17 protein-coding genes are annotated in these 25,821 nt (G+C 34.1%); 11 read left to right on the top strand and 6 right to left on the bottom strand.

Annotated elements, in window-relative coordinates:
- Positions 1-539: 539 nt before the first annotated feature.
- From EG348_RS20265 to EG348_RS20255, 3 genes are all read left to right on the top strand, one after another.
- Complete coding sequence (locus EG348_RS20265) at positions 540-3,458, top strand: SusC/RagA family TonB-linked outer membrane protein (protein WP_123984748.1); 2,919 nt, start codon at positions 540-542, stop codon at positions 3,456-3,458.
- A 10-nt stretch (positions 3,459-3,468) separates the two neighbouring features.
- The gene (locus EG348_RS20260) at positions 3,469-5,007 is read left to right on the top strand and encodes a RagB/SusD family nutrient uptake outer membrane protein (RefSeq protein WP_123984747.1); all 1,539 of its coding nucleotides are present in this window, start codon (positions 3,469-3,471) and stop codon (positions 5,005-5,007) included.
- A gap of 464 nt (positions 5,008-5,471) precedes the next feature.
- The gene (locus tag EG348_RS20255; protein ID WP_228414794.1) at positions 5,472-8,567 is read left to right on the top strand and encodes an amino acid adenylation domain-containing protein; all 3,096 of its coding nucleotides are present in this window, start codon (positions 5,472-5,474) and stop codon (positions 8,565-8,567) included.
- Positions 8,568-8,680: 113 nt separating this feature from the next.
- Here EG348_RS20255 and EG348_RS20250 read toward each other — a convergent pair whose 3' ends face one another.
- The 3 genes from EG348_RS20250 to EG348_RS20240 all read right to left on the bottom strand — a co-directional run bounded on the left by EG348_RS20250 (position 8,681) and on the right by EG348_RS20240 (position 11,921).
- On the bottom strand, positions 8,681-9,166 hold the full coding sequence (locus EG348_RS20250) for a hypothetical protein (RefSeq protein ID WP_123984746.1): 486 nt from the start codon (positions 9,164-9,166) through the stop codon (positions 8,681-8,683).
- A 94-nt stretch (positions 9,167-9,260) separates the two neighbouring features.
- The gene (locus tag EG348_RS20245) at positions 9,261-10,577 is read right to left on the bottom strand and encodes a sensor histidine kinase (RefSeq protein ID WP_123984745.1); all 1,317 of its coding nucleotides are present in this window, start codon (positions 10,575-10,577) and stop codon (positions 9,261-9,263) included.
- Positions 10,578-11,921 (bottom strand): sigma-54-dependent transcriptional regulator, encoded by a 1,344-nt coding sequence (locus EG348_RS20240; protein WP_123984744.1) that lies wholly within the window; start codon positions 11,919-11,921, stop codon positions 10,578-10,580. It abuts the gene before it with no gap.
- 284 nt (positions 11,922-12,205) lie between these two features.
- On the opposite strand from EG348_RS20240, the gene EG348_RS20235 reads away from it, so the two are divergent.
- From EG348_RS20235 to pgl, 8 genes are all read left to right on the top strand, one after another.
- On the top strand, positions 12,206-13,447 hold the full coding sequence (locus EG348_RS20235; RefSeq protein WP_123984743.1) for an efflux RND transporter periplasmic adaptor subunit: 1,242 nt from the start codon (positions 12,206-12,208) through the stop codon (positions 13,445-13,447).
- A 46-nt stretch (positions 13,448-13,493) separates the two neighbouring features.
- On the top strand, positions 13,494-14,216 hold the full coding sequence (locus tag EG348_RS20230) for an ABC transporter ATP-binding protein (RefSeq protein ID WP_123984742.1): 723 nt from the start codon (positions 13,494-13,496) through the stop codon (positions 14,214-14,216).
- 104 nt (positions 14,217-14,320) lie between these two features.
- Complete coding sequence (locus tag EG348_RS20225) at positions 14,321-16,732, top strand: ABC transporter permease (protein WP_123984741.1); 2,412 nt, start codon at positions 14,321-14,323, stop codon at positions 16,730-16,732.
- A gap of 58 nt (positions 16,733-16,790) precedes the next feature.
- Positions 16,791-18,077 (top strand): TolC family protein, encoded by a 1,287-nt coding sequence (locus EG348_RS20220; protein ID WP_123984740.1) that lies wholly within the window; start codon positions 16,791-16,793, stop codon positions 18,075-18,077.
- A 153-nt stretch (positions 18,078-18,230) separates the two neighbouring features.
- Entirely contained in the window at positions 18,231-19,361 is a 1,131-nt protein-coding gene (locus EG348_RS20215; RefSeq protein WP_123984739.1) for an alpha/beta hydrolase-fold protein, read from the top strand.
- 438 nt (positions 19,362-19,799) lie between these two features.
- Positions 19,800-21,218: an NADP-dependent phosphogluconate dehydrogenase gene (gndA, locus tag EG348_RS20210; protein ID WP_123984738.1), complete on the top strand. Its 1,419-nt coding sequence runs from the start codon at positions 19,800-19,802 to the stop codon at positions 21,216-21,218.
- A gap of 11 nt (positions 21,219-21,229) precedes the next feature.
- The gene (zwf, locus tag EG348_RS20205) at positions 21,230-22,708 is read left to right on the top strand and encodes a glucose-6-phosphate dehydrogenase (RefSeq protein ID WP_123984737.1); all 1,479 of its coding nucleotides are present in this window, start codon (positions 21,230-21,232) and stop codon (positions 22,706-22,708) included.
- A 25-nt stretch (positions 22,709-22,733) separates the two neighbouring features.
- Positions 22,734-23,444 (top strand): 6-phosphogluconolactonase, encoded by a 711-nt coding sequence (pgl, locus tag EG348_RS20200; protein ID WP_123984736.1) that lies wholly within the window; start codon positions 22,734-22,736, stop codon positions 23,442-23,444.
- A 297-nt stretch (positions 23,445-23,741) separates the two neighbouring features.
- Here pgl and EG348_RS20195 read toward each other — a convergent pair whose 3' ends face one another.
- The 3 genes from EG348_RS20195 to EG348_RS20185 all read right to left on the bottom strand — a co-directional run bounded on the left by EG348_RS20195 (position 23,742) and on the right by EG348_RS20185 (position 25,558).
- A complete protein-coding gene (locus tag EG348_RS20195; protein ID WP_123984735.1) occupies positions 23,742-24,149 on the bottom strand; it encodes a VOC family protein in 408 nt (135 codons plus the stop codon).
- 88 nt (positions 24,150-24,237) lie between these two features.
- Positions 24,238-25,086, bottom strand: coding sequence for a universal stress protein (locus EG348_RS20190; protein ID WP_123984734.1), 849 nt, complete (start codon positions 25,084-25,086; stop codon positions 24,238-24,240).
- A gap of 22 nt (positions 25,087-25,108) precedes the next feature.
- Positions 25,109-25,558 carry a MarR family winged helix-turn-helix transcriptional regulator gene (locus EG348_RS20185; RefSeq protein WP_123984733.1) on the bottom strand — a complete coding sequence of 150 codons (450 nt, stop codon included), beginning with the start codon at positions 25,556-25,558 and terminating at the stop codon, positions 25,109-25,111.
- Between the last annotated feature and the right edge of the window lie 263 nt (positions 25,559-25,821).

Below are 25,821 nucleotides of genomic sequence, written 5' to 3'. Positions count from 1 at the left end.
GTTAAGCAATAGTATTTGATAAGTCGCAAATTGTGTTTTCCGCTTTATTATTTCATTAATACCTATTTTAAAAGAAGTAAAGACTATCTAAGAACGCATTTTGATTTCATTTTAATGGAAGAATATGAAGAAGGCTGAAATTTGACAAAGGAAGAATGATCTACAGAAATAAATATGAAGTCATCATGTATCATCTCTTTTTGCTGAAGAAAATATTCAACCCTCAAAATAGCCGAATAAAATACCGGATGCCTACAACATCAGTAAGAAGAATATTTCGTTTTAATAGAGAAGGATGCCATTGGTATCCTTCTTTTCAATTTCATATAATATGTTTTTCTAAAAGAAATATTTATTGAATTAACGATATCTCTCTGAAAAGAGAATAATAGCAGGTAACTACAGGATACCAGAATTTTTCTATAAGTATATTTTTATAAAAATAAACAAAATATAGATATCTAATAATTTCCTATAACGTTTTGTTTTAACAAATTGAAAGTATATAAAGTAATGGTAATTTCTTTAATAATTAATAAATGAAAAATTCTATATTAACTCTTGGTCTTTTAGTCGGCGCCACAGGTTTTGCTTTTGCGCAAGTAAAACAGCCAGCTGCTACGATTAAGGATAGCATAAAATCAAATCCTAATGATAAAACTAAGGATATCGAGGAAGTGGTTATTATTGCTTATGGTACACAAAAAAGAGGCGAGGTTACAGGTGCTGTTGGTAGAGTAGGTGCAGAAAGTTTTAAAAATCGTCCTATTGCAAGAGCTGATCAGGCATTAACTGGTCAGATTGCCGGAGTTAAGACCCGTGCTACTTCAGGAAAACCTGGTGAACCTTTAGAAATCCGAGTGCGTGGTACAGCTTCCATATCGGCAAGTAATTCTCCTGTTTATGTGGTCGATGGAATGGTAGTAGACGATATGGCGAATATTTCACCTGATGATATACAATCGATTGAAGTACTGAAAGATGCGGCATCTACTGCTATGTATGGATCCAGAGGTTCCAATGGTGTTGTAATCGTAACGACAAAAAAAGGTACATCGGGAAAGCCTTCATTTAGTTTTTCACAATATTATGGTGTTCAGACGATTGAAAAAAAGCTGGACATTATGAATAGTGCAGAATGGATTGATTATGCTACTGAAGCGATTAATAAAAGTTGGGTAGGTTTAGCTCCGGGCCATTCAGCGTCGGACAGTTACGCTGTTCGGGCCAATTATTTTAACTTGGCCAATACTACCGATTACAATTTAGCCAATATCAGCAATATGATCGATCCTAGATGGGGAACTGATCAGGTTGCTTATATCGACTGGCAGGATGCATTTTATCGTCCGGCAGCTATTCAAAGTTATCAGTTGGCGGTACGAGGTGGAAGTAAGAATATGAAGTATATGATCTCGGGAGCATATTTTGATCAGGAAGGTCTGGCGATCAATACTGGGTTTAACAGGTTTAATTTAAGCGCAGTTATTGACGTTAATATTTCAGATAAATGGAAAGCCGGAATTGCACTTCGACCAAGTTATTCAAAAAGTTACGGAGCAACGGTAGACGGAAAAGACAATTTAGCCCATAAAATGCTTTCAATGGTTCCTGTAGCAGAATTGGGTGCCGGTCTTTACACTAATTTCGGGAAAAATATGATGTACAGATGGGCAGGTTCTACACAAAGTCCTATAGGCGTCATGGAAAATACTACAAATGATACGAATGAATTTCGCCTGTTGTCCAGCCTGTATGTATCTTATGATATTTTACCGGATCTGAATCTGAAGATTTCCGGTGGTGCGACTAATAATTTTAATATCAATAATGGCTATACGCCAACCTTTAATTTAATTACAAATATACCGGGACAGGTAAGCATTGCCAGTCGCAGAACGGTAAATTATAACAGATATCTTGGTGAAGCTCTATTGAGCTATAAAAAATCTTTCGGTGAACATGATATCAACGCTATTGCAGGTTATAGTGCGGAAAATTACAGATCAACCACTCAGTACAACAGAAACAAAGGCTTTCCGAATGATGATTTAAAAACATTCAATTTCACACAATCTGCATCTGTGCTTAATTCAGAATATACAGCGACAGAATGGATGCTGGTTTCTACTTTTGGTCGTGTAAATTATGATTATAAAGAAAAATATATGTTGTCTGCCAGCATCCGTAGAGACGGCTCTTCCAGATTTGGCTGGAACAACCTTTGGGGAACATTTGCAGCATTCGGAACTGCCTGGAAAGTAGATGAAGAAGAATTTTTAAAAGATTCGAAATGGTTGAATAACCTTAAATTCAGATACAGCTGGGGTGAAAACGGAAACAATTCAATTGGTGATTACAGAGCATTCGGAACACTTTCTGGAGGAAATTATTCATTTGGAGGAAATTTGTCTAATGGTTTAATTCCCAATACGATTCCCAATCCTGATCTGACTTGGGAAAAAACACAGTCATCTGATTTTGGTTTTGAACTGGGATTATTCAACAGAATTGATTTTACGGCAGATTATTATATCAAAAAAACCAAAGATCTTCTTCTGGAGGAGCCAATACCTGCTGTAACGGGCTATAAAACAATGTGGAAAAACGTTGGTTCGGTTCAAAATAAAGGGTTGGAATTAGAATTAAGTACAAAAAATTTAACAGGAGCATTCAAATGGAATACTTCGGCTAATATTGCATTTAATAATAACAAAGTATTGCAGTTAGGTAGCAAAAACAAACCGATTTACACAGGTTTTAGCGATGGTACAAATATTATACAGGTAGGAGAGGAACTGAATTCATTCTATCTTTATGAAGCGATAGGCGTATTATCTACAGCAGATATCAATAATACAAGTATTGCCAAAACAAATGGTGCTATTGCAGGCGACGTTAAATACAGAGATGTGAATGGCGACGGTGTTATCAATGAAAATGACCGTCATATCATCGGAGGGCCTACTCCTGATTATTATTGGGGATTCACAAATACATTTTCATATAAAAATTTCGATCTTTCTGTGTTTTTTCAAGGGCAAAAAGGAGGTTACAGTTATGCATTATTAGGTCGTGCAATCGATCGCACAGGAATGGGAACTACAACAAATGTGATGGGAAATTGGGCAAACCGTTGGCGTTCTGACGAAAACCCGGGAGATGGAAAAACTCCGAGATTAGATGGTACTACAGGAAGTCTTTTGGATACAAGATGGCTGTATGATGCGACCTATATTCAATTAAAAAATGTGACTTTAGGATATAATTTTTCACAGGAATTAACAAATAAATTAAAAATTTCTAATCTGAAAATTTATGTCAGTTTAGAAAATGTCTGGAGAAAAGATCATTATTATGGCGGCTACAACCCCGAATCTGTACAGTCAGACGGAACCGATTATGGTGCATACCCTAATGCAAAGGTATATATGATGGGCTTAAACTTTAACTTCTAAAATTTTGAAAATGAAAACAACTTATAATAAAAATATCTCTCTTTTTCCATTAAACTTTAAAACGTTTGGAAAAGTATTAATCTGGGGAACATTAACATTAGGAGCGCTTAGTTGCGAAAAAGATTTGATGTTGGAACCTGAAAATAATATTACCCAAACCTCTTTTTACACGACCGAATTACAAATCCAACAAGCATTGTCAGGAGTTTATTCTGCCATGATTAATTCTTCTTCCAGAGGAGGTTTTGATGTTAATTTTTACTTATTGGCATCAGAAGTTCGTTCCAATAATTTTAATGCAATTTCACAAAATGGTAACAGAGATTATTACGCGATCAACCGTTTTCAGGATACCTCTTCAACCGACGAAATGGGAATTCTTTGGGAAGATGCCTATCAACTTATTTCTTATGCTAATACTATTTTAGCAAGAATTGATGCGGTTCCTTTTGCTAATCAAGCGACAAAGGAACAATACCGCTCTGAAACCCGTTTTTTAAGAGCCTACGCCTATTTCGAGCTCATGCGTAATTTTGGAAAAGTTCCTTTAATAGATCATCCGGTGAGCCCTGAAGAGGCTGCTTCCATACCACGAACAGAACTAGCGATTCTTTATGATTTCATCACTTCTGAACTTGAAGCATCTGTTGCTGGTTTAAAAAATGTGTATGATGCTAGTAATAAAGGTAGGGTTACAAAATCGGCTGCTCATGCTTTATTAGGAAGGATATATCTTACAGGAAACGGCTATCCGCTCAACAACGGATCTTATTTACAAAAAGCAAAAGATCACTTATTTACAGTAATTCAGGGAGAAGGGCAGTATGTTACCTTTGCTCCAAATTATGCAGATTTGTTTAAAAGTACCAATGATAATAAATACCATATTTTTGAGATCCAGCATATAAGCGGAGGTTTGTCGCAGGGTTCTTATCTGCCAAGCTTTGTTTCACCGACTTTTGGCAGCGCAGATCCCTTATACAATGCGCAGGGCAGTTTGTTCAGTTCTTCTGAATTAGGCGTTTCACAATCACTGATTAATTCTTATGAACCAGGAGACTTAAGACGTGCTGTAACGGTTAAAACTCAATTTATAGCACAAAACGGACAGCCGGATAATGCAAATTATTTCGTGAAATTTCGTGAGCCGGGAGTGGTATTGACCAACCGTTATGACTGGCCTATCAATTTTCCGATTATAAGATATGAAGATGTCCTTTTAATGTATGCTGAAGTTTTAAATAATCAGGGGAGTACAAGTATTGCTGTTCCATATGTAAATAAAATTCGTCAGAGAGCTGGCTTAGCACCACTTTCTACATCTTTATCAAGCACAGATTTTACCACAGCGCTTCGTAAAGAAAGAAGAGTAGAGTTTGCAGGTGAAGGTGTTTATTGGCATGATCTGGTACGTTGGAATATCGCAAAAGATGTAATCAACCAAGCTGCAGCCGACCTCAACTACAATTTTACCATTACAACGAATGATTATCTGTACCAAATTCCTTTATCTCAAATTCAGGTAGCCGGATACGAACAAAATCCTTAAAAGACTTTAAAAAAATCGATTATATACATCTGAAAACGAAGAGCGGAAAAATTTAACGAAATTAATATTATCCGTAAATAAAAAAAAGGGTCAATTATATTGATCCTTTTTTTTATTAAATCCTCTGGTACGTTAATTTAATGAAGAAGAAAATGCATATGATATTTTTATGTTGTAACATTTTGTTTATCTGTACAATGTGATCAAGAACGGAATTAAGTTTAGTTTGTTTCAGTATTTCATATTAAATTTTATTTAATGAATTATGAAAAATAATAATAATTCATTATGTGTTGATTTTTTTATTAATTTTGATAGGTATTTTAAAGGAAATTAAAAAACATCTATTTTATTATTAATTAAAAAAATAAATATTATTAATTCTATAGTTGAAAATTGTGTCTTATATATTGATAGATAGAAAAAATATTTAATAACACTTATCATACAAAAACTAAATCACCATGAAAAAAGAATTAAACGCCATGAACCCTCATGACTCGAATGAGTATTCTGAAAATAGAGTTCAGAATCCCTTTGGAATTGTAAAACAAATTGAGAAAATTTCAAAAGAATTTCCTGAAAAAATTGCCATTGTTGATGGAGCTGAAAGTATTACTTATGAAGTTTTAAATACAAAAGCGAATCAATTAGCATATTATTTACAAACGTATAATATCAAAAATAGTGACTTGGTTGGGATTTGCGTTCCTCAATCGATAAATCGTATTATTGCTTTTTTAGCAGTGTTAAAATTAGGAGCTGCTTATTTACCTATTGATGGCGAATTACCGCAAGCCCGAATACAAATGATGATTGCTGATTCACAAGTTAAATTAGCGCTAAGTGTAGATCAATATTTAGAAAAAATAAATAATGACAAGACCCAAAGTATTGCATTAGATTCTTTAAATGCTCTTGAAAGTTTAAAAAATATGTCAACTGAGAATCTTTCAAGTGATATTTTACCTGAAAATCCTGCTTATGTAATTTATACTTCCGGCAGCACGGGAATGCCAAAAGGCGTTATTATCTCACATCATTCTTTTTATAATTTTGTTAAGTATCAAGCAGAAGTTCTGGATTTATCTGCTGATAGTATTACTTTGCAATTTGCATCTCCAAGCTTTGATGCTGCTATCATAGATATTTGGACTCCTTTAATTAAAGGGGCAACGATGCATTTGTATCCCAATAATAAAATTGTGGGCGAACCGCTTTTAGATTTTATTGTTACTCATCATATCGACACCGTTCCTTTGATGCCGCCGATGGTTTTGGCATCATTACCGTTAAATAAACCTATCGGAAATCTTCATACAATAGCCATTGGAGGTGAATCTTGTACTGAAAACACCATTAAATCCTGGTACAAAAAGATACGTTTGATCAATAGCTATGGACCTACCGAAGCCACTGTCGCAGTAAGCAATTATGAATTTAAAGAAGAAACAAATCCAAGAATTATCGGGTCTGCAATGCCATTTGTTGATGCATTGTTATTAGACGAGAATCTAAAACCAGTTACAGATGGCACGGTTGGAGAAATTTATATTGGAGGTTCTCAATTGGCGTTAGGTTATTTGCATCGTGAAGAAGATACTGATAAATCTTTTATTCAGGCTCCGGAATGGCTTTTAAATCAATTAAATAAAGGTGAAAAGTTGTATAAAACCGGAGACATGGCTCTGCGCAGGGAAGATGGTAATTTGGAGTTTTACGGAAGAAAAGATGATCAGGTTAAAATCAGAGGATATAGAATAGAACTTGCTGAAATTGAATATAATATAGCGAAATTACCACAGATTACGCAAAGTGCCGTTAAAGTGCAAACAAAAGAAAATGGTTTACCGGCTTTAATCGCTTTTATTCAGCTTGCATCGGATGAAGATCAGACAAAAGTTTTACAGAATATAAAGGCAAAATTACAACAGGTAATGCCTGCATATATGCTTCCGGACAAAATTTTTATTGTAGATCAAATGCCTTTGAATCATGCCGGAAAAATAGATAAAAAACTCTTGGAAATTCCGGAAAATCAAACAAAAAATAGCAATTTACCTAAATGGAAAGAAGATAATTTAATCCAAATCGTAACACACATCTGGAAAGATCTTCTTTCACTGGAAGATATTAATGAAGAAGACGATTTTTTTGAATTGGGAGGCCATTCGCTGTTACTTGCGCAATTACATAACTTGCTTCCTGAGCCTGTAAAAAACCTTATCAGTTTGCCGGAACTGTATATTTATACGACTATTTCAACTTTCGTTCAGGAGGTTGAAAATCGAATGGTAAAAACAGAAATTTCGCAAAAAAGTAAAGCTGAAACGATGATCACCGAATTGATAAAAGATTCGGAATTACACATTGATTTTGCTATAAATGAATCACCAGATCCAAGTATTTTAAAGAATCCTAAAAGTATTTTTTTAACCGGGACAACAGGTTTTGTAGGATCTCATTTATTAGAAGAACTTTTACAGCAAACATCAGCAAATATTTACTGTTTGGTACGTGCTTTATCTTCAGAAGAAGGATTGAAACGTATTAAAAATACCTTTGAAAAGTTTAAATTATTATGGTCGCCCGATTATGACAGCCGAATTATTGCAATGACAGGAGATTTATCCTTGCCTCATTTCGGAATGGAAAATGAAAATTATAATTTTATCACCAATCATATTGAAGTCATTTATCATTCGGGAAGTTCGGTGAGTTATGTACAGCCTTATTCATTGATTAAAAAATCAAATATTGACGGTTTGCACAACATTATTGATCTTGCGGTGACGGGAAAAGTGAAATTTCTCATGCTGTTGTCTTCTATGGGCGTATTTAGCTGGGGCAGACCATTCACAAAGAAAACGTGGATGTATGAAGATGATTCTATCGACCAAAATATGGAGGCGGTTTCAAGAGATTTGGGATATATAAAAAGTAAATGGGTAATGGAAAGTATTGCCGAAAAAGCCAGACAAAAAGGACTTCCTATTACTAATTTCAGGTTGGGTTTTGCAGTTTGTCACAGTACTTCGGGAGCAACCGTGATGAATCAATGGTGGGGATCGTTGATCAGAAGTTGTGTTGAGCTTAATTCGTTTCCGCTTGTTATGGGATTAAAAGATGAATTGACAACGGTAGATTATATGTGTAAGGCAATCATGCACATCAGTAAAAAGAAAGAAGCTGTGGGACTCAATTTTCACCTTTCTCCTTTGCCTGAAAATGATGTTTCGCTTACTGATTTCTGTGCAAAAATGAATGAATATTACGATATTGATTTAAAAGGAATGGAGTATCATCAATGGCTTAATCAATGGAAATATGACAGTAATTTACCAATTTATCCTTTGTTGAGTTTGTTCACAGAAGATGTACACGAAGGGAAATCATTGGTCGAAGCCTATGAAAACACTTATTATTATGACAGAAGCAATACGCAGCAGTTTTTAGCGGATACCAATTTAACGCCTCCTGTTTTTAATAAAAAACTAATGACACCTTATTTAGAATTTATGGGAGTTCTTAGTGTAAAAGAAATTGAAGAAAATTATTAATGGTAATTCTATATGCATTTATTGTAGAATCTATATCATCAAAAATAATAACCCCCTCAAATTGTATAATTTGAAGGGGTTTGTTTCTATAAATCCGATTCTGTTCAGTAATTTTATTTTTTTGGCTTCAAAGAAAAATTATCCACATAAACTGCCTGATGTATTCCATTAAGCAAAACTTTCAGGCCTAAACTAGAATCTTTTTTCAAAGAAATATCAAATGTTTTTTTACCTCCCTCTATTTTAGAAGGTTTAGCTATTGAAGCATACGATTTTGTATCAGATGTATTGTTGATGGAGAACAGTTCCAGTATAGTTTCTCCGCCGTTGTCTGAAATATCAAGGGTCAGTGTATATTTCCCGGCTTTAATTTTTGGTGTCACCAAATACATATTTTCTCCGGGGCTGCTCATCGAATAGAATATAATTTTTTTATCACTGGCATAAAGCATTGCCTTTCCTTGTTGAGCAGTCCAGCATTTGTTGATATCTTTCCAGGTATCAAAATTTTCTGTAAGTGTGGATACAGTTTTACACTGTGCATTTGCTGTTAGAAATCCTCCTAAAGCTATTATTCCCGCAAATACGATTTTTCTCATATATCATATATTATCAGGTAAAAATAGTTAAAAAAATGTTGTATTGGAAAGGCGTTATTTAATAATATGATTTAGTTTTTAGTATCAATAATGCTTATTCCAGAAACCATATCTCGAACAAGCTTCCTTTCTGCAATGGTCTATAGTTTAAATAACCTTTATGTGCTTCCATAATGCTTTTGCTGAGTGTCAAACCGATTCCGGAACCGCTGATTCTGGTGGTGAAGAAAGGGAGGAAAATTTTATCTTTAATTTCATTTGAAACTCCGATTCCATTATCTTCAACACTTAAAACTGTTCTTTTATTAAATATTTTGATCTCTGTTTTTATGATCTTTTCAGAATTGTCTGTAACAGCATAAATTGCGTTTAGATATAGATTAATCAAGCATCTTTCGATCATTTTTTGATCTGCCGAAATAGTTTGATCTTCCAATGAAGTGATGATTGTAATATTGTTTTTTTCAAATTCAGGTTTTAGAAAATTAAGTGCAGATTTCACAATTTGAGTTAGAGAAATAGTTTTAAAAACGGGTTTTGGTAATTCGGCAACCTGTCTGTAATCGTCTACGAAATTCAGTAATTGTTTTGATTTTGAACTAATGATCGTTAAACTTTCCTTCATTTCCTGTTGATCTTCTTTTTCAACAACATCTTGATTGGCAATGTATTCCAGATTCTGAATTAAACTGTTGACGGGCGTAAGTGTATTCAGAAGTTCATGAGAAATTACTTTCATCAGATTATTCCAAGCGTGTTTTTCTTTCTGTTCGATAATTTTTTGAACAGATTCCAGACTGATGATACAGAAGCGGTTTTTCACATTCTGTACTTTTTTTGTTCGCAGAGAAAATGATTGTTTCACATTTTCATTGATCGAAATATCAAAAAATTCCTGAGAATTTTCGTAATTAGCCTGTTCTATGATCTTATAAAAATTGGGTGTCTTGGATTTGTATAATTCCCATGAATTATATTTTGGGATTTGTAGAATTTCCAAAAAAACAGGGTTTACATAAAATACTTCCCATTCATTATTTTTCTCGGAAAGGATCATCAGTCCAATTTCCAATTGACTCAAAATTTCTTCATACAAAAGTTTATAGGAAGAGTACGAAAGGTGTTCTTCTTTGCTTTGGTAATAAAGTTTTACGGCATTATCAAGCAAAATGTTCTCTTCTGTTTTTGGGAAAAGAGAAAAGTCTTTTTTCTGAATAGCCAACAATATTTTTTCAGTTTTCTGAATAAATGATAGTGCTGAAAGCTGTGCTAAAATAATAAACGCAATAGCAATGATCGTAAATAAACCGAAATTGATCCACTTATTCTGTGAATAAAAATCAAACACAAAAATCCCGCTAACGACCGCCAGCACAATAAAAAATAACCAGATGAGTTGCTGTTTTTTCATTTACAATTCAAATTTTTCCATTCTTCTGTAAAGTGCCGCTCTCGACAATCCTAGATCTTCAGCTGCGAGAGAAATATTTCCCTTGTGTTTTTTCAACGCTTTTTTGATGAGAATTTCTTCCATTTCCTCGATATTCAGGTTGGTAATCGGATTGTCAGTTTCCTCATCCTGTGGCATTAGTAATTTAAGGTTTTTATCGTTAGAAAGAATCAAACTTCTTTCAATGCAGTGATCCAATTCACGGATATTTCCCGGCCATGAATAATTTACCAATTCCTCAATTAAATTTTCGTTAAGAGAAAGCTCTGTTTTATGATATTTCTGCTTGTATTTTTCCAAGAAATAGTTCCCTAAAGTCGGAATATCTTCCAATCGGTCTCTCAGATTTGGGATTTGCAATTCTACGGTGTTGATTCTGTAATAAAGATCTTTCCGAAAACGGTTTTCAGACACAGCTTTTTTAAGGTTTTCGTTAGTCGCAAAAATAAATCTTATGTCTAATAATCGTTCTTTACTTTCACCTAACCTTGATAATTTTCGATTTTGAATAAGGCTTAATAATTTGGTCTGAAGGTGAGAAGGGAGATTTCCTATTTCATCCAGAAAAACGGTTCCGTTTTGGGCATTCTCAATTTTTCCGGAGTAATCCTGATTGGCATCCGTAAAAGCTCCTTTTTTGTAACCGAATAATTCTGCTTCAAAAAGATTTTCCGAAATACTTCCCAAGTCAATGTGTACAAAAGGCTGGTTTTTTCTTTCAGATAATTCGTGAATATGTTCCGCCAAAACATACTTTCCGGTTCCATTTTCGCCTAAAAGCAAGACATTAGCATCTGTTGGAGCAACTTTTGTAATTTGATCCATCACCGCCTGCATGGCAGCAGATTTTGTATCCAACTGATATTGATTGGTTTTAATGCTTACATTTTCCCACTGATTCAGTTTTTTATTTTTTCGTGAAATATCAACTGCCAAATTTACGGAAGCGTATAATTTTTCATTATTCCAAGGTTTCAAAATAAAATCTGATGCTCCGTTTTTAAGAGCTTCAACAGCCAATTCTACTTCGCCATAAGCCGTCATTAGAATGATAGGAAGATGAGGTTCTAAAGTTCTGATTTCCTGCATCCAATACAGTCCGTCACGCCCGTTTTCAAATCCTTTTCGGAAATTCATATCCAAAAGAACGGCATCGATTTGTTGCTCAGCCAAAAACTTCAGAATATTCTTGGGCTGACTAAGACAACTGACTTCCGTGAAAAATTTCTTAAGCCAGACTCTTGCCGAAAATAAAATATCCTCGTCATCATCAACAATTAAAATATGAGCTTCTTTTTTTCGCATTACTTTTTATTTGGTGTATGGTTGTTGGTGTTTGGTTTTTAGTTGTTGGTGTTTAGCTTTTAATTATCTGAATGTAATTTTTTATCATAATCAAACACTAACAACTAAAAACCAAATACCAACAACCAATTAAAATGTCCGTTTTCGCACAAAAAGTGTCCGATAATGAACACTTCTGAAATGAATAAAATTATTTTTATTCACGTTTTCAGACTTTTACGAGATTATAAATCTCTGGTATTTGATTTGTCTAATATATTGTAAGTAAATTAGTTATCTCAAATATGGATACGAAAATAGTAAAAAAGAAGTCTAAATTAAAATTAATATTAATCATCGTTGCTTCTGCGCTGGCAGTTTCGGTTTTTGGTTGGTATTTTCTGAATCAGAAAAAAACGTATAACGTGAAGTTAGAAGACATTCAGGTGGATGAAGTTACGGTGGGAAGATTTGAAGATATGTTGATGGTAACCGCGCAGACCGAATCTTTAAATTCATCATTGGTCAACGTTTTGGAAGGTGGTGCTGTGAAAGAAATTTTTGCAGAAGACGGACAAATGGTAACTAAAGGTCAGCCAATCGCACGAGTTTACAATCCGAATACAGAATTCAATTATCTGAATCAGGAGACGGGAATTATGCAACAGATCAGCCAGATGAGAAGTACGCTTTTGGAACTTAAAAATCAGGAATTCAATCAGGATAAAGAATTGCTTCAATCTCAGAACGATTACAATACGGCATTGCAGTCTTTCAATCTTCAGAAAAGATTATATGACGCAGAAATCGGAAAGAAAACGGATTATGATGTAAGTCTTCAAAATTTAAATTATCAGAAACAGAGAAAAGTAATCGTGGAAAAAGGTGCTTCCAGTGAAAAAGCTTCCAGAAATTCTCAATTTTCTGCCATTAATAATTCCATTAATCAAATGGAAAAAAGTTTAAATATTCTTCGTTCAAACAAAAACAATTTCCTTATTATGTCGCCTGTTTCAGGAAGATTGTCGTCATTCAATATTACACTTGGTCAAAATCTTACGAGTGGCGAAAGTATCGGAAAAGTAGATTTAATGGGCGGTTACAAACTGATTGCAAAAGTAGATGAATATTACATCAATAAACTTCAAAACGGCATTAAAGGAAGTCTGGAAAGCAATGCAAAGCAATTCGGAGTTATTATTACAAAAATTCTTCCGGAAGTAAAAGACGGACAGTTTTCTGTAGAACTGACTTTCATCGATGCAAAACCTGAAAATTTAAAAATAGGAATGACCTTCGGAGTCAAATTAAAATTATCTGCTGATACCCAAAGTATGATGATTCCGAAAGGTAATTTCTACAAAGATACCAACGGAAAATGGATCTTTGTCTTAAAAGGCAACAAAGCCGAAAAGCGCAACATCAGTCTGGGAAGAGAAAATCCTCTGTATTATGAAGTCGTTTCCGGATTGAAACAGGGCGAAAAAGTCATAAGTTCTGATTATTCTGAGATTAAAAAATATGAAATGCTTGATGTTCAGAAATAAAATAAATTCTCAATCAAAATAAATAAAACTTTAAAAAATTAATACAATGATAAATATTCAAAACATTTCAAAAGTCTATAAAACCGAAGACGTTCAAACCAACGCATTAAACAATGTTAGTTTAAGCATAAAAGAAGGCGAATTTGTTGCTATAATGGGGCCTTCAGGCTGTGGGAAATCAACTTTTCTTAATATTTTGGGATTATTAGACAGCGCTTCGTCGGGTTCTTATAAGTTTGGAGAAACTGAAACAATCAATTTAAATGAAAGAAAAAAATCAGAAATCAGAAAGAAAAATATCGGGTTCATTTTCCAGAATTTTAATTTAATCGATGAACTTACGGTTTACGAAAATATAGAACTTCCATTGATCTACAACGGAGTTTCAGCTTCGGAACGAAAAAGACAAGTAGAAGAGATCATGGACAAGATCAACATCGCTCACCGAGCAAAACATTATCCACAACAGCTTTCCGGAGGGCAGCAACAAAGATCAGCCGTTGCAAGAGCGTTGGTAACGAAACCAAAACTGATTCTTGCCGATGAACCTACAGGAAATCTGGACAGCTCCAACGGAAACGAAGTAATGAATTTGTTGGCTGAACTGCATCGAGAAGGATCTACCATCGCAATGGTAACACACTCTTCTTACGATGCTGGCTATGCTTCGAAAATTGTGAATATGAAAGATGGCGAGATCTTCTCAGAAGAACATTCTTCCCAAAGAAAAGATGTTTTCGAAAAAGCAGATGCTAAGAATTTTGGTTAATAAAATTCTGTAAAAGATACATTCATTCATCCTTATTTTCAAAAATTACAGAGAGCGGTTTAGCGCTGTTTCTCTGTAATTTATCACCACTTATTACATCGATTATGATAAAAAACTGGCTCAAAATTGCCTTCATCAATTATAAAAAGAATTGGCTCTCAACTATCATCAATTTGTTTGGATTGACGATCGGGTTAACCGGATTTATGCTCATCCTGATGCATTGGAATGACGAAGAATCTTTCGAAAAATGGAATCCGAAAAAAGATGACATCGTTTATTTCCAGACGTATCACAAACCTGAAAACAATTATGGAAACAACATCTCTGTTCCAATGGCAAAACGTGCGAAGGAAGTGATTCCCGGCATTGAGGATTTCGTTTTGTTCAACGGTTCCGGAATTGGTCTTAAGATGACTACAAAAGTGAAAACCGTTTTCCAAAAAGATGGGATGACGGCAAGTGATAGTTTTTTCAAATTCTTTCCGTTCAAATTGGTTTCCGGAAGTTACAAGGATGCTTTGAAAGGAGAAAGCGTGATCGTCCTTTCGACAGACGCGGCGAAAAATCTTTTTGGGAAAACCAATGTTGCAGGCGAAAGTGTAAAATTTGATAACAAAAATTACGTCGTAACAGCCGTTTATGAATTGCCTAAAGAAAATTCTCAGATAAAGCCTGAGTTCATTATAAAACCGGAGCAGATGAAAGATGATGAAAAATGGTGGGGAAATTTCAATTATGCTTGTTTTTTTATGTTGAAGCCAGGAACAGATCCTGATGTTGTACGTCAAAAATTATTGAAAGATGTTTTTGAATACAGAGCAAAACTGGAGAGTAAGGAGACAGGCGTTACAGTCCAGCAATATCTTGATCTTTATGGTCCAACAGACAGTGTGCTAACACCTTTGGATAAAATAAAACTACACGCAAAAGCATCGTGGTTCGGTCCGCCGGATTTCAAAACATTGCTTATTTTGTTCACACTTTCCGTTTTAATTGTGATTTTATCAGCTATTAATTTCATTAATTTAAAAACTGCGCAAGCGTCTCAAAGAGCAAAGGAAATTGGCGTAAGAAAAGCCATCGGCAGTACAAAATCCAGTCTTGTTCTACAGTTTTTACTGGAAACATTTTTGATCTGTATGGCGTCCTATCTACTTTCTTTGGCTTTGACGGAACTTCTCTTACCAAGCTTCAACAAGTTCTATGACAAGCAAATGGTAATGAATGATTGGCATATTTACTTTTACTCATTTGTGATGGTAATTATGGTAACGTTGATTTCAGGATTGATTCCGGCAACTTATCTGGCCAACTTCAAAGCAATAGAAACCTTGAAAGGAAATTTTGCAAGAAGCAAGCACGGAGTTTGGTTGAGAAACGGGATTTTAACCTTACAATTAATCATCTCTTCATTTTTTATCATAGGCGGATTGATTGTAAATCAGCAAGTGAAATATATGATGAACAAAGATCTGGGCTACAACGGAAAACAGATTATGATGATCAACTTCAGCGAAAATAATCCGAAACCCTGGCTGAAATACGAACGACTGAAAACCGAGATGAGAAAGATCAAAGGTGTAACCGATATTTCTTACGGTGAAGCGGTTCCCGGAAGCGGAAGATACAGTAGTTCCAATATGGATTATAAGGACAAAAGTATACAAGGTCAGCACGGTTCTATGGATTTCAACTATCTGAAATTTATTAATGCAAAACTAAAAACAGGACGTTGGCTGGATCCGAATCTTTCCTCAGACACCATCAATAATGCGTTGGTTAATGAAGCTTTCGTAAGAAAATTCGGTTGGAAAGACGAAGATGCTTTGAAAAAAGAAATTAAACCTGGATTTGACAGTATAAAGTATAAAATCGTAGGTGTTGTGAAGGATTTTAATATTTTCAATCCACGCAGCTCGGTAGATCCTATTATATTTTTCCATTACAGAGAAACGGGATGGAAGCGATTCAATGTCTATAATATTCAGCTGAAAATAGACCCGAATGACATTGATGGTACGGTGAAAAGACTGAAAACCTATTGGCAGAATAATGTGGAGCAAGGTTATCCTTTCGATTATTATTTCCTGGATCAGAAATTTGCGAAGACCTTTGAGAAATATCAAAAACAGCAGACACTTTTTACAATCCTCAATGCGATGGTTTTGATGGTGGCTTTACTTGGATTATTCGCCTTGTCATCATTAATGATCGAGCAGAAACTGAAGGACGTCGCCATCAGAAAAACGATTGGAGCATCAGACGGAACCTTGATTCTTGGATTAACAAAACAGTTCCTTTGGATTACATTCACTGCTGTTGTTATCAGCATCCCGATAAGTTATTATTTGATTAATGAATGGCTGAAAGACTTCGCTTACAGAATAGATATGCCGGTTTGGCCATTTATTTTCAGCCTTGTTGTGTTGCTGTTGCTTACGTTTTGTGTGGTAAGTATCAAAGCGTATCAGGCTACAAAAGTGAATCTTGTAAAATATCTGAAATACGAGTAAGCTATACATCACAAGCTTTTCTATCAATTATTAATTATCAACTGTTAGTCAATCAATTATGAAAAAACTATTCTTCATATTTATCATCAATCTTTTTCCGGCTCAGCAGGTTTGGACGCTCGATCAATGTCTGGATTATGCAGCTACAAATCACCCGTTGATAAAACAGGCTACGGTTACTATTCAGAAAAATGAGCGTCAGATTTCTGCTGCAAAAGGGATGTTGCTGCCGTCAGTTGAAGCCGGAGTTAATCATAATTACAATTTCGGATTGGGAATCAATCAGAATAATAATCAAAGAGAAGCCATCAATACACAATACGACAATGTTTATGTACAAGCCAATTGGGAATTGATGAACTGGCGGAATTATCTCAATATTTCTTTATCAAAAATTAATAAAGAGAGTTCAACTTACAAAATGAAGCAGGCTCAAAATGATGTAAAACTGAACGTTATCCAAATGTTTTTCAAATATCAGAACAGTAAAAGCTGGCTGGATGTTCTGGAAACCCAGATTTCAGGAATCGAAGACCAAATCAAACGCACCGAGAAGGAAGTTGAAATAGGAAACCGACCAAAAAGCGATGTCTATGACATCAAAGCAAACCTTGGAACTTTGCAGGAACAGTGGGTTTCTGCAAAGAATGCCCGGGATCTTTCTAAAATAAATTTATTGAATGCGCTGGCCATCACAAACGATTCTTTAGACTTTAAAATGACCGAAGAAAACCTGTCAGATTTTAACTTTAATGACCCAGAATTTATTAAAAACTTGTTGGAGAAAAATCCTGCTTACAAAACGATAATCACAGAAATAAATGCTGCCGAAAAAAATATCAATATTGCAAGATCTGCCTATCTGCCGACGCTTAATGGTTCTTATAATTGGTCAAGTTTTTACAGCAAGGTTTTGGGTGAATCTGCCGATCCTTTTTCGGATCAGTTTAAACGAAATAAAAGTCAGCAGGTTTCTTTCGGGCTTTCGATTCCTATATTTAATAAATTACAAGTGAAAAATAACGTTGAAATTGCAAAACTGAATGTTATTAATTATAATTACGAAAAAGAAATTGTGATTAATAATTTAACTCAAAGTATCAATTCTATCAAAGTACAATTCCAAAATTCTGAGGAAAAATATACTTTGCTGAAATCTAATTTTGAAAATCAGAAATTATCTTTTCAAAAATCAGAAGAAAAATACAAAGAAGGCTTGATGGATGCGTATACGTTTTTTGTTGTAAGGAATAACTGGCTTCAGGCAAATTATAATCTGATCAACAGTAAAAATGAAGTGATGCAACAGACTGAATTATTAAAAGTACTACAATTCGACTATTGATCTTTATTAAATATCAAAAAGAATATTAATAAACTGCCTCAGAAAGCTAGATACTTTTTGAGGTATTTTCTTATATGAATAGTCCTATTTATGGTCTTTTTTAAGTTTAAATTCATAAATTACACGACTTTCTACTACTTTAAAACAAAATAAATGCAAAATTTAAAGATAATAACTTCTATTCTAGGCTTTTGTTCAATTACGATGTTTTCCCAGAATTATAAAACTTCTGTAACAGTATTGGAAGGAAAAGATTTTCCGAAAATTAATGCTGAAAATCAAACTCAGTTTAAAGTTTATTTTCCGGATGCAAAATCTGTTGTTTTAGAGGGAGGAGACGGCATGCAAAATTTAAAATCTGTTACAGCCAAAGACAAAGAAGGCTTTTGGAATGTCTCCACTTCACCGATGGATATTGGTTTTCATTATTATTGGTTCAATGTAGATGGCAAGCGAACCAATGATCCAAATACAAATCTTTACTTTGGTTACGGCCAGCCGACAAGCGGAATCGAAATTCCGTCCGGTGAAGATTTTTTCTTCGAGAAAAATGTAAAGCACGGAAAAATTGTTAATGACTCTTTCAATTCTGAGATTACCAAAGGAAAACGAAATTTCAAAGTGTATCTTCCTCCTAATTACAGAACTAAAAAATTTCCGGTCTTATACCTTTATCACGGAACGGGTGAAGATATTACGGGTTGGGAAAAGCAAGGTTACATCAGAAATATTCTCGACAATCTTTTTGCTGAAAAAAAGGCGAAAGAAATGATTGTCGTGATGGATTACGGCGTTGCATTGAACCCTGAACAAGAAAAAATGCCTGACAATTATCCCAGAACGGTAATTTCAACTAAAAATTTAGATAAGATCGTTGTTCAGGAATTAATTCCGTACATCGAAAAAAAATACAAGACTGACGGTAAAAAAGCCATTGCAGGACTCTCCCGCGGGAGTTATCAGGCGATGCTGATCGGAGCAAATCATCCGGAGTTATTTTCAGCAATTGGTTCTTTTAGCCCTGTTATTTATGAAGGGACAGAAGATCAGCCTTTTAAAGAGCTTCCTATCAGTAAGTTATTAAAATCAAAACAAAAACCTTTCTTCTTCATCGGAATTGGAGAAAAAGAGGACGCAAGATTTTTTGAATATAATGAAGCCATAATTAATTATTTAAATCAAAATAAATATTCTTATTCTCAATACAAATCTCCCCAAACTTACCACGAATGGCTGACTTGGAGAAGATGTCTTTATCAATTTGCACAGAAAATTTTCAGATAATTCGGATGGTATTTTTGATTAATTTTAAAGAAAAATAAATACAATTATAATAAGGAAACATGGAAAAGCTTATTTATATTCTTGCTGTCATGTTCTACAAGAAGCAGTTATAATATCTAAATTTGAAATATTTTTAAAGTCTTTCAAGACTTGGTGACTGAATTTGAAGAAAGTAAATTAAAACTTAGCTTATCATATTTTTCAATCAAAAAGTGACAATCATTGTTATTATAAAAAATCGTTCTGTGATTAAAATTAAACATATATTAATTCATTGATTGCGTGTGTTTTGTGTTTTGTTAAAGAGTATTTTTACTACATGTAACAACCTTTCTATTACGATCTTGAAGTATTTTTTTAGCCATTTATTTTTTTACTAATTAGCATTTCCGTAATTTTATACTCCGTAAAATAGAATTCATATAAATATCAATAAAAATGGATAAATATAATTACGGGATGATCGGTCTCGGAGTGATGGGGAGGAATCTTCTTTATAACATTGCTGATAATGGCTTTTCGATCGCAGGATTTGATCTTGACGCAGAAAAAGTAAAAGAATTACAGGACGGTGCCACTTCGGAAATGAAGGTGAAAGGTACAGCTACTTTAGAGGATTTCGTGTCTGCATTAGAAGCGCCGAGGAAAATTATTCTTATGGTTCCTGCGGGAAAACCTGTAGATGCAGTTCTGGAAAATATTACACCACTTTTAAGCAAAGGAGATATTGTTATTGATGCTGGTAATTCTTATTTCAAAGATACAAACAGACGTGTTGCCGATCTAGCTTCAAAAAACCTTCATTTTATGGGAATGGGAGTTTCCGGAGGTGAAAAAGGTGCCAGAACAGGCCCGAGTATAATGCCTGGTGGAGATTTGGAAGCTTTCAATCTGCTTCAGCCTATGTTGGAAGCAATTTCTGCAAAAGTTGATAGCGAAGCGTGTACAGCTTACATGGGAAAAGGTTCTGCCGGAAACTATGTAAAAATGGTACACAACGGAATTGAATATGCTATCATGCAGCTCATCAGCGAAGCTTACGATTTACTAAAAAGAGGAGCGAAACTAAATAACGATCAGCTTTACCAAGTTTTCAAAGAATGGAATAATGGCGAAATGAATTCGTTCCTGATCGAGATCACCAGAGATATTTTCCAACAAAAGGATGATTTGACAGACGGTTATCTTGTTGACCAGATCTTAGATAAAGCCGGAGCAAAAGGAACCGGAAAATGGACTTCCGAGCAGGCAATGGAAATCGGGGTTTCTATCCCAACTATTGATATTGCTGTGACTTCAAGAATTTTATCGGCGTATAAAGAAGAGAGAGTTCAGGCTTCTCAATTATATGCTAAAAACGAAATTACAAGTCCGGAAAATACAGAATTATTTATCAAAGAAGTTGGAGATGCTTTGTATTTAGCAACATTGATCAGCTATGCGCAAGGTTTGGCTTTATTGGTAAAAGCTTCTGAAGAATATCAATTTGAAATTCCATTAAAAGACGTTGTGAAAATCTGGAGAGGAGGCTGTATCATTCGTTCAGTTTTACTTGAAAAGTTTTATGTAGCGTATACTAAAGATTCTAATTTATCTAATATTTTACTGGATCAGGATATTTCTGTTATCGTTAAACATAAAATCAATTCATTAAGAAAAACGGCTGCGTTTGCTGCTTTAAACGGAGTTTCAAGCTTAGGAATTCAGACTGCTTTAGTATATTTTGATGCCTATACAACGGAATCTCTTCCTGTTAATTTAATTCAGGCTCAGCGTGATTATTTTGGAGCTCATACGTATCAGCGTACAGACAGAGAAGGTATCTTCCACACTTTATGGCAAACTGCAACTCATTAAAATTCGGAAAAATGACTGAAAATAAGGCCTTGCACCCAACTACAATTATCATTTTTGGGGCTACAGGAGATTTGGCAAAAAGAAAACTTTTTCCGGCGTTTTATAATTTATATATCGATGGCAGAATGCCTAAAGGTTTTAATATTGTAGCACTCGGACGAGCGGATAATACCAATGAATATTTTAAAAATTACATTAAAGAAAATCTTGAAAATTTCTCAAGAAAAAAGATAACTTCAGAAGATTGGGCAGGTTTTCAGGCTCATATTACCTATTTTCAGCATCAATTGGATGAGGAAAGTTCTTATAAGAATCTTCATCAGAAATTAAAAGAATTGGATACCGTTTACGGAACAAGAGGGAACAGGTTGTTTTATTTATCGATCGGGCCCAATTTTGTTTCCACCATTTCCAATCATATCAAAAATACATCATTAGCTTCTGATCCTAAAAGAGATAGAATTATTATCGAAAAACCTTTTGGTCATGATAAACAATCAGCGATAGAACTGAACAGTTTGCTGGCTGAGACTTTTGAAGAAGAACAGATTTACCGTATCGATCATTATTTAGGAAAAGAAACGGTACAGAATATATTGGCGTTCAGATTTGGAAATTCTATTTTTGAACCTTTATGGGATCACAAACATATAGAATCAGTACAAATTACCGTTGCTGAAGAGGTTGGCGTTGAAACAAGAGGAAGTTTCTACGAGCAGACCGGGGCGTTGAGAGATATGATTCAAAATCACCTGTTACAGATTCTTTGTATGGTTGCGATGGAACCGCCGGCTTCATTGGAATCAGGCGAGATCAGAGATCGTAAAGTTGATGTATTGAAATCAATTCGCAGAATTTCAGAAGACCAGGTTGATCATTACGCAGTAAGAGGTCAGTACGGAAAAGGCGTTGTAAACGGCGTACAGGCTAAAGGCTATCGTCAGGAGGATGGAATTGCAGAAGATTCTAATACAGAAACTTTCGCAGCAGTAAAATTCTATCTGGACAACGAAAGATGGCAGGACGTTCCTTTCTACGTTCGCACCGGAAAGAAAATGAAAGAAAAGCATTCTTATATTACGGTTCAGTTTAAGCCGCTTCCACATTCAACTTTTTCAGAAAGTTCACAACATTTATCGGCTAACAGATTGATTATTAATATTCAGCCGTTGATGGATATCAGATTGCAGTTTATGGCAAAAAAACCGGGACTTTCATTGGTTTTAAAGCCTGTTGAAATGATCTTTGATAATTTTGCTTGTCAGGAAGATACTCCGGAAGCTTACGAAACACTGTTGTTGGATGCACTTTTGGGTGACCTTACATTATTTATGCGTTCGGATCAGGTGGAAGAAGCCTGGGATGTTGTAAAAACGATTCAGGAAGCCTGGCAGGATGGTAAAGCATCTTTTCCAAACTATGAAGCCGGAGGTTGGGGGCCACAAGAGAGTATTGCATTGGTTGAAAGGCAAGGGCATAGTTGGGTTTAAGATATATTAATTTAAAAAGACAAAAATGAATATTACTGTATTTGATGATTTAGATAAATTATATAAAAAGGCAGCGGATACGTTTGTTGATCTTTCACAAAAATCTATTCAGAAAAATAACCGTTTTGTGGTTGCGTTAAGCGGAGGTTCTTCTCCAAAAGCGATTTTTAATTTGCTGGCAACGCAAGAATATGCAGAAAAAATAGAATGGAATAAAGTGTACTTTTTCTGGGTTGATGAAAGATGGGTTTCTTTAGATGATGAGAAAAGCAATGCAAAAATGACTTTTGAAGCACTTTTCAATAAAGTTCCTGTGAATAAAGAGCAAATTTTCCCAATGTATAAAGATGGAGTAGAACCGGAAGATTATGCTAAAGAATACGAACAAGAGATTAAAAATATTCTTGGATATGAAGGCGTTTTTGATTTTATCCTTTTAGGAATGGGGGATGACGGACACACCGCATCTTTATTTCCGGGTGAAGCAGTTTTAGATGAAAAAGAAAAATGGGTGGCTGCTTATTATTTGAAGCCTCAGGAAATGTTCAGGATCACTTTGACTGAACCTTTGATCAATAAAGCTGAAAATATATTGGTTGTAACATTCGGTGAATCAAAAAAACATGCTTTAAATGAAGTGTTAAATGGAGAATACAATCCTAAGTTATATCCGTTACAACTTATCAATAAAAAAGAAGGTTATCAGTTTTTTACGGATGAAAAGGCGAGAGGTTAAAAATATACCTTTCATTTGAATTTAAACGGAAAACAATTTTCAAATAAATTAAAAACAGCGTCATTATAATTTTAATGATGCTGTTTTTTTAACCACAAAAGAATCAAAAGATTAACACTTTAGTATTTTAAGTTCATTAATAAACTACAAATTAAGAACACATAAGTTTTTAAAAATCTTTGATTTTTACTCTTTTGATAACTTTTGTTTTCTACTTATTAAACAATAATGAAATATTCAAATGGCTTTTGTTCCTTTTGTGGTTAAAATAAAAAGCTTAAAAAAATTTATTTAAAATCAATTTGAATTAAATTTTTCAATCGCTTCTTTTGAAATTGGAGTAAAGAAATTAACCAAATTTCCATCAGGGTCTCGGAATAATAACGATTTATTTCCCCAAGGCATCGTGGTCGGTTCCTGTACAATATGAGAAGATAAGAAATCTCTTAATCGCTCAAATTCTTTATCTACATCATCAACTAAAAATTCAATAATTGCAGAGCGGTTTTCAGCGGGTTGTGCTATATTTTCACCACCAAAAAATTGCAATGTCTTTGTGCTTCCGATGGCTATTGTTGCATTTGATGTTTTAATCTCAGCAAAATCGGGAGTGTATTGTATTGCTGTAATTCCTGTTATTTGCTCATAAAATTTCACTAAATTTTCAATATTAGCGGTAATAATACGTATGGATACTAAATTCATTTTTGAGGATTTTAAATTATTCAACAAAAATAAATCAGGATTGTGACAAGAGTCTGTCAGTAGGTGTTATTTTATTTTAAAACATCCTCTATTTTAATATTAAAACAGGCTGGTTAACATTCTGATAGATGCCTTCCGAAATGCTATTACTCGTTAAATAATACAGAAAACTATGTTTGCCGGGCAGGGCAATAATAAGATCTGTCTTATTTGTTGATGCAAAAGTCAATATTCCGTTGACAATATTTTTATCGTAAGAATAATAGATTGTGCTTGGGATTTCTGTTAAATGCTGATGAATATATTCCTGAATTTCAACCTTTTTTTCTTCTATAATTGTTTGATCTTCTTTTGTATGAATATTTAAAAACATCAACTTTACATCCTGTTTACGAATGATATATTTATGGTTAAACAGCCTTTCTAGTTTTGTAATACCGTTGATGTCGCAGGGAATGAGAATATTTTTAATCTCGCTGTAGTTATAACTATTGGGAACAATCAAAGTTTTTACGGGGCTTGTTCTGGCAATGCTTATTATATTTTCCGAAACTACACTGTCGCTGGAAACTGCCTGATCATCACTGCCTAAAACGATCAATTCTATCGACGGCTGTTCTTTTACAATATCATTAATGCTTCTGGTTAAAGTCCAGTTGCTTATTGCTTTTGAAACTTTAAGGTCAGGAAATTTTTCAAGAATGATATTGGCTAATTTCTTAAATAATAATTCCGTTTTTTTAAGAAGACTGTTGATACTTTCTTCATTTACAAATGAATGACCTTCTGCAATATGCAGGTAGTCGAATTCAGATTCGTCAGAAGTTTTCAACAATATAATATGTTCGTATTGATATTGTTTTGCCCATTGTGAAGCAACTTTCACGGCATTTTCTGTGGTTGAGGTAAAATCAATCGGTACCAGTATTGTTCTCATGTTAGATTAATTTAAGAATTATTTATTCGAGATTTGTTGTCATTTTTTTAACTAAAAGAAGAGCATTTTTTATTTCATTTTCATTAAAATCGCCGGCGGCTTTTTCGTAAAGTTCCAATGCCCAGGGATACACCGTTTGTACGATTTGCTTTCCTTTATCGGTAAGGTAAATTTGCTTGTTTCTTCTGTCGTTTTTATTTTCGATCCTTTGAACGAATTCACGCTTTACAAGGCTGTTGATCAGATATGTTATGCTTGATTTGTCCTTGCTTACCTTATTGCCGATTTCCTGCTGATTGATGCCGTCATTACGTGAGAGAAGTCCCATGATTTCTATAAGTTCGAAAGAAAGATCAGAATCATACTCATTAATTTTTGCCTGAATTTTCTGTCGCAGACGGTTTTTCATTTCGCCCATTGCAAGACCTAATTCTAAGGCTAATTCTGATATATTATTGTGTTTTACAGACATATTTTAATGTATAAGAGCGTTATCTCAATAAAATTAAAAAGAAAAATTATAGAAAATCTGTCCTTCGTTTACTTAGTCTAACAAATATAGCTAAAATTAGTTTTAATTAAAACTAATTTTTAAGAAAATATCTTTACTATTTATCATTTAATTTTATTAAGCTAAATCATATTAAAATCAATCTATCCCCAATCAAAAAAACAAAATTTAATTTCCTAAATTTACATCCCGCTTACTTAATGGTGGAATTAAAACATTCAAAG

The sequence above is a fragment of the Chryseobacterium sp. G0201 genome (assembly GCF_003815655.1).
In the GTDB taxonomy this organism is placed as follows: Bacteria; Bacteroidota; Bacteroidia; order Flavobacteriales; family Weeksellaceae; genus Chryseobacterium.
Note: the sequence above shows the minus strand (reverse complement) of the source record. Positions and strands in the feature narration are given on the sequence as shown.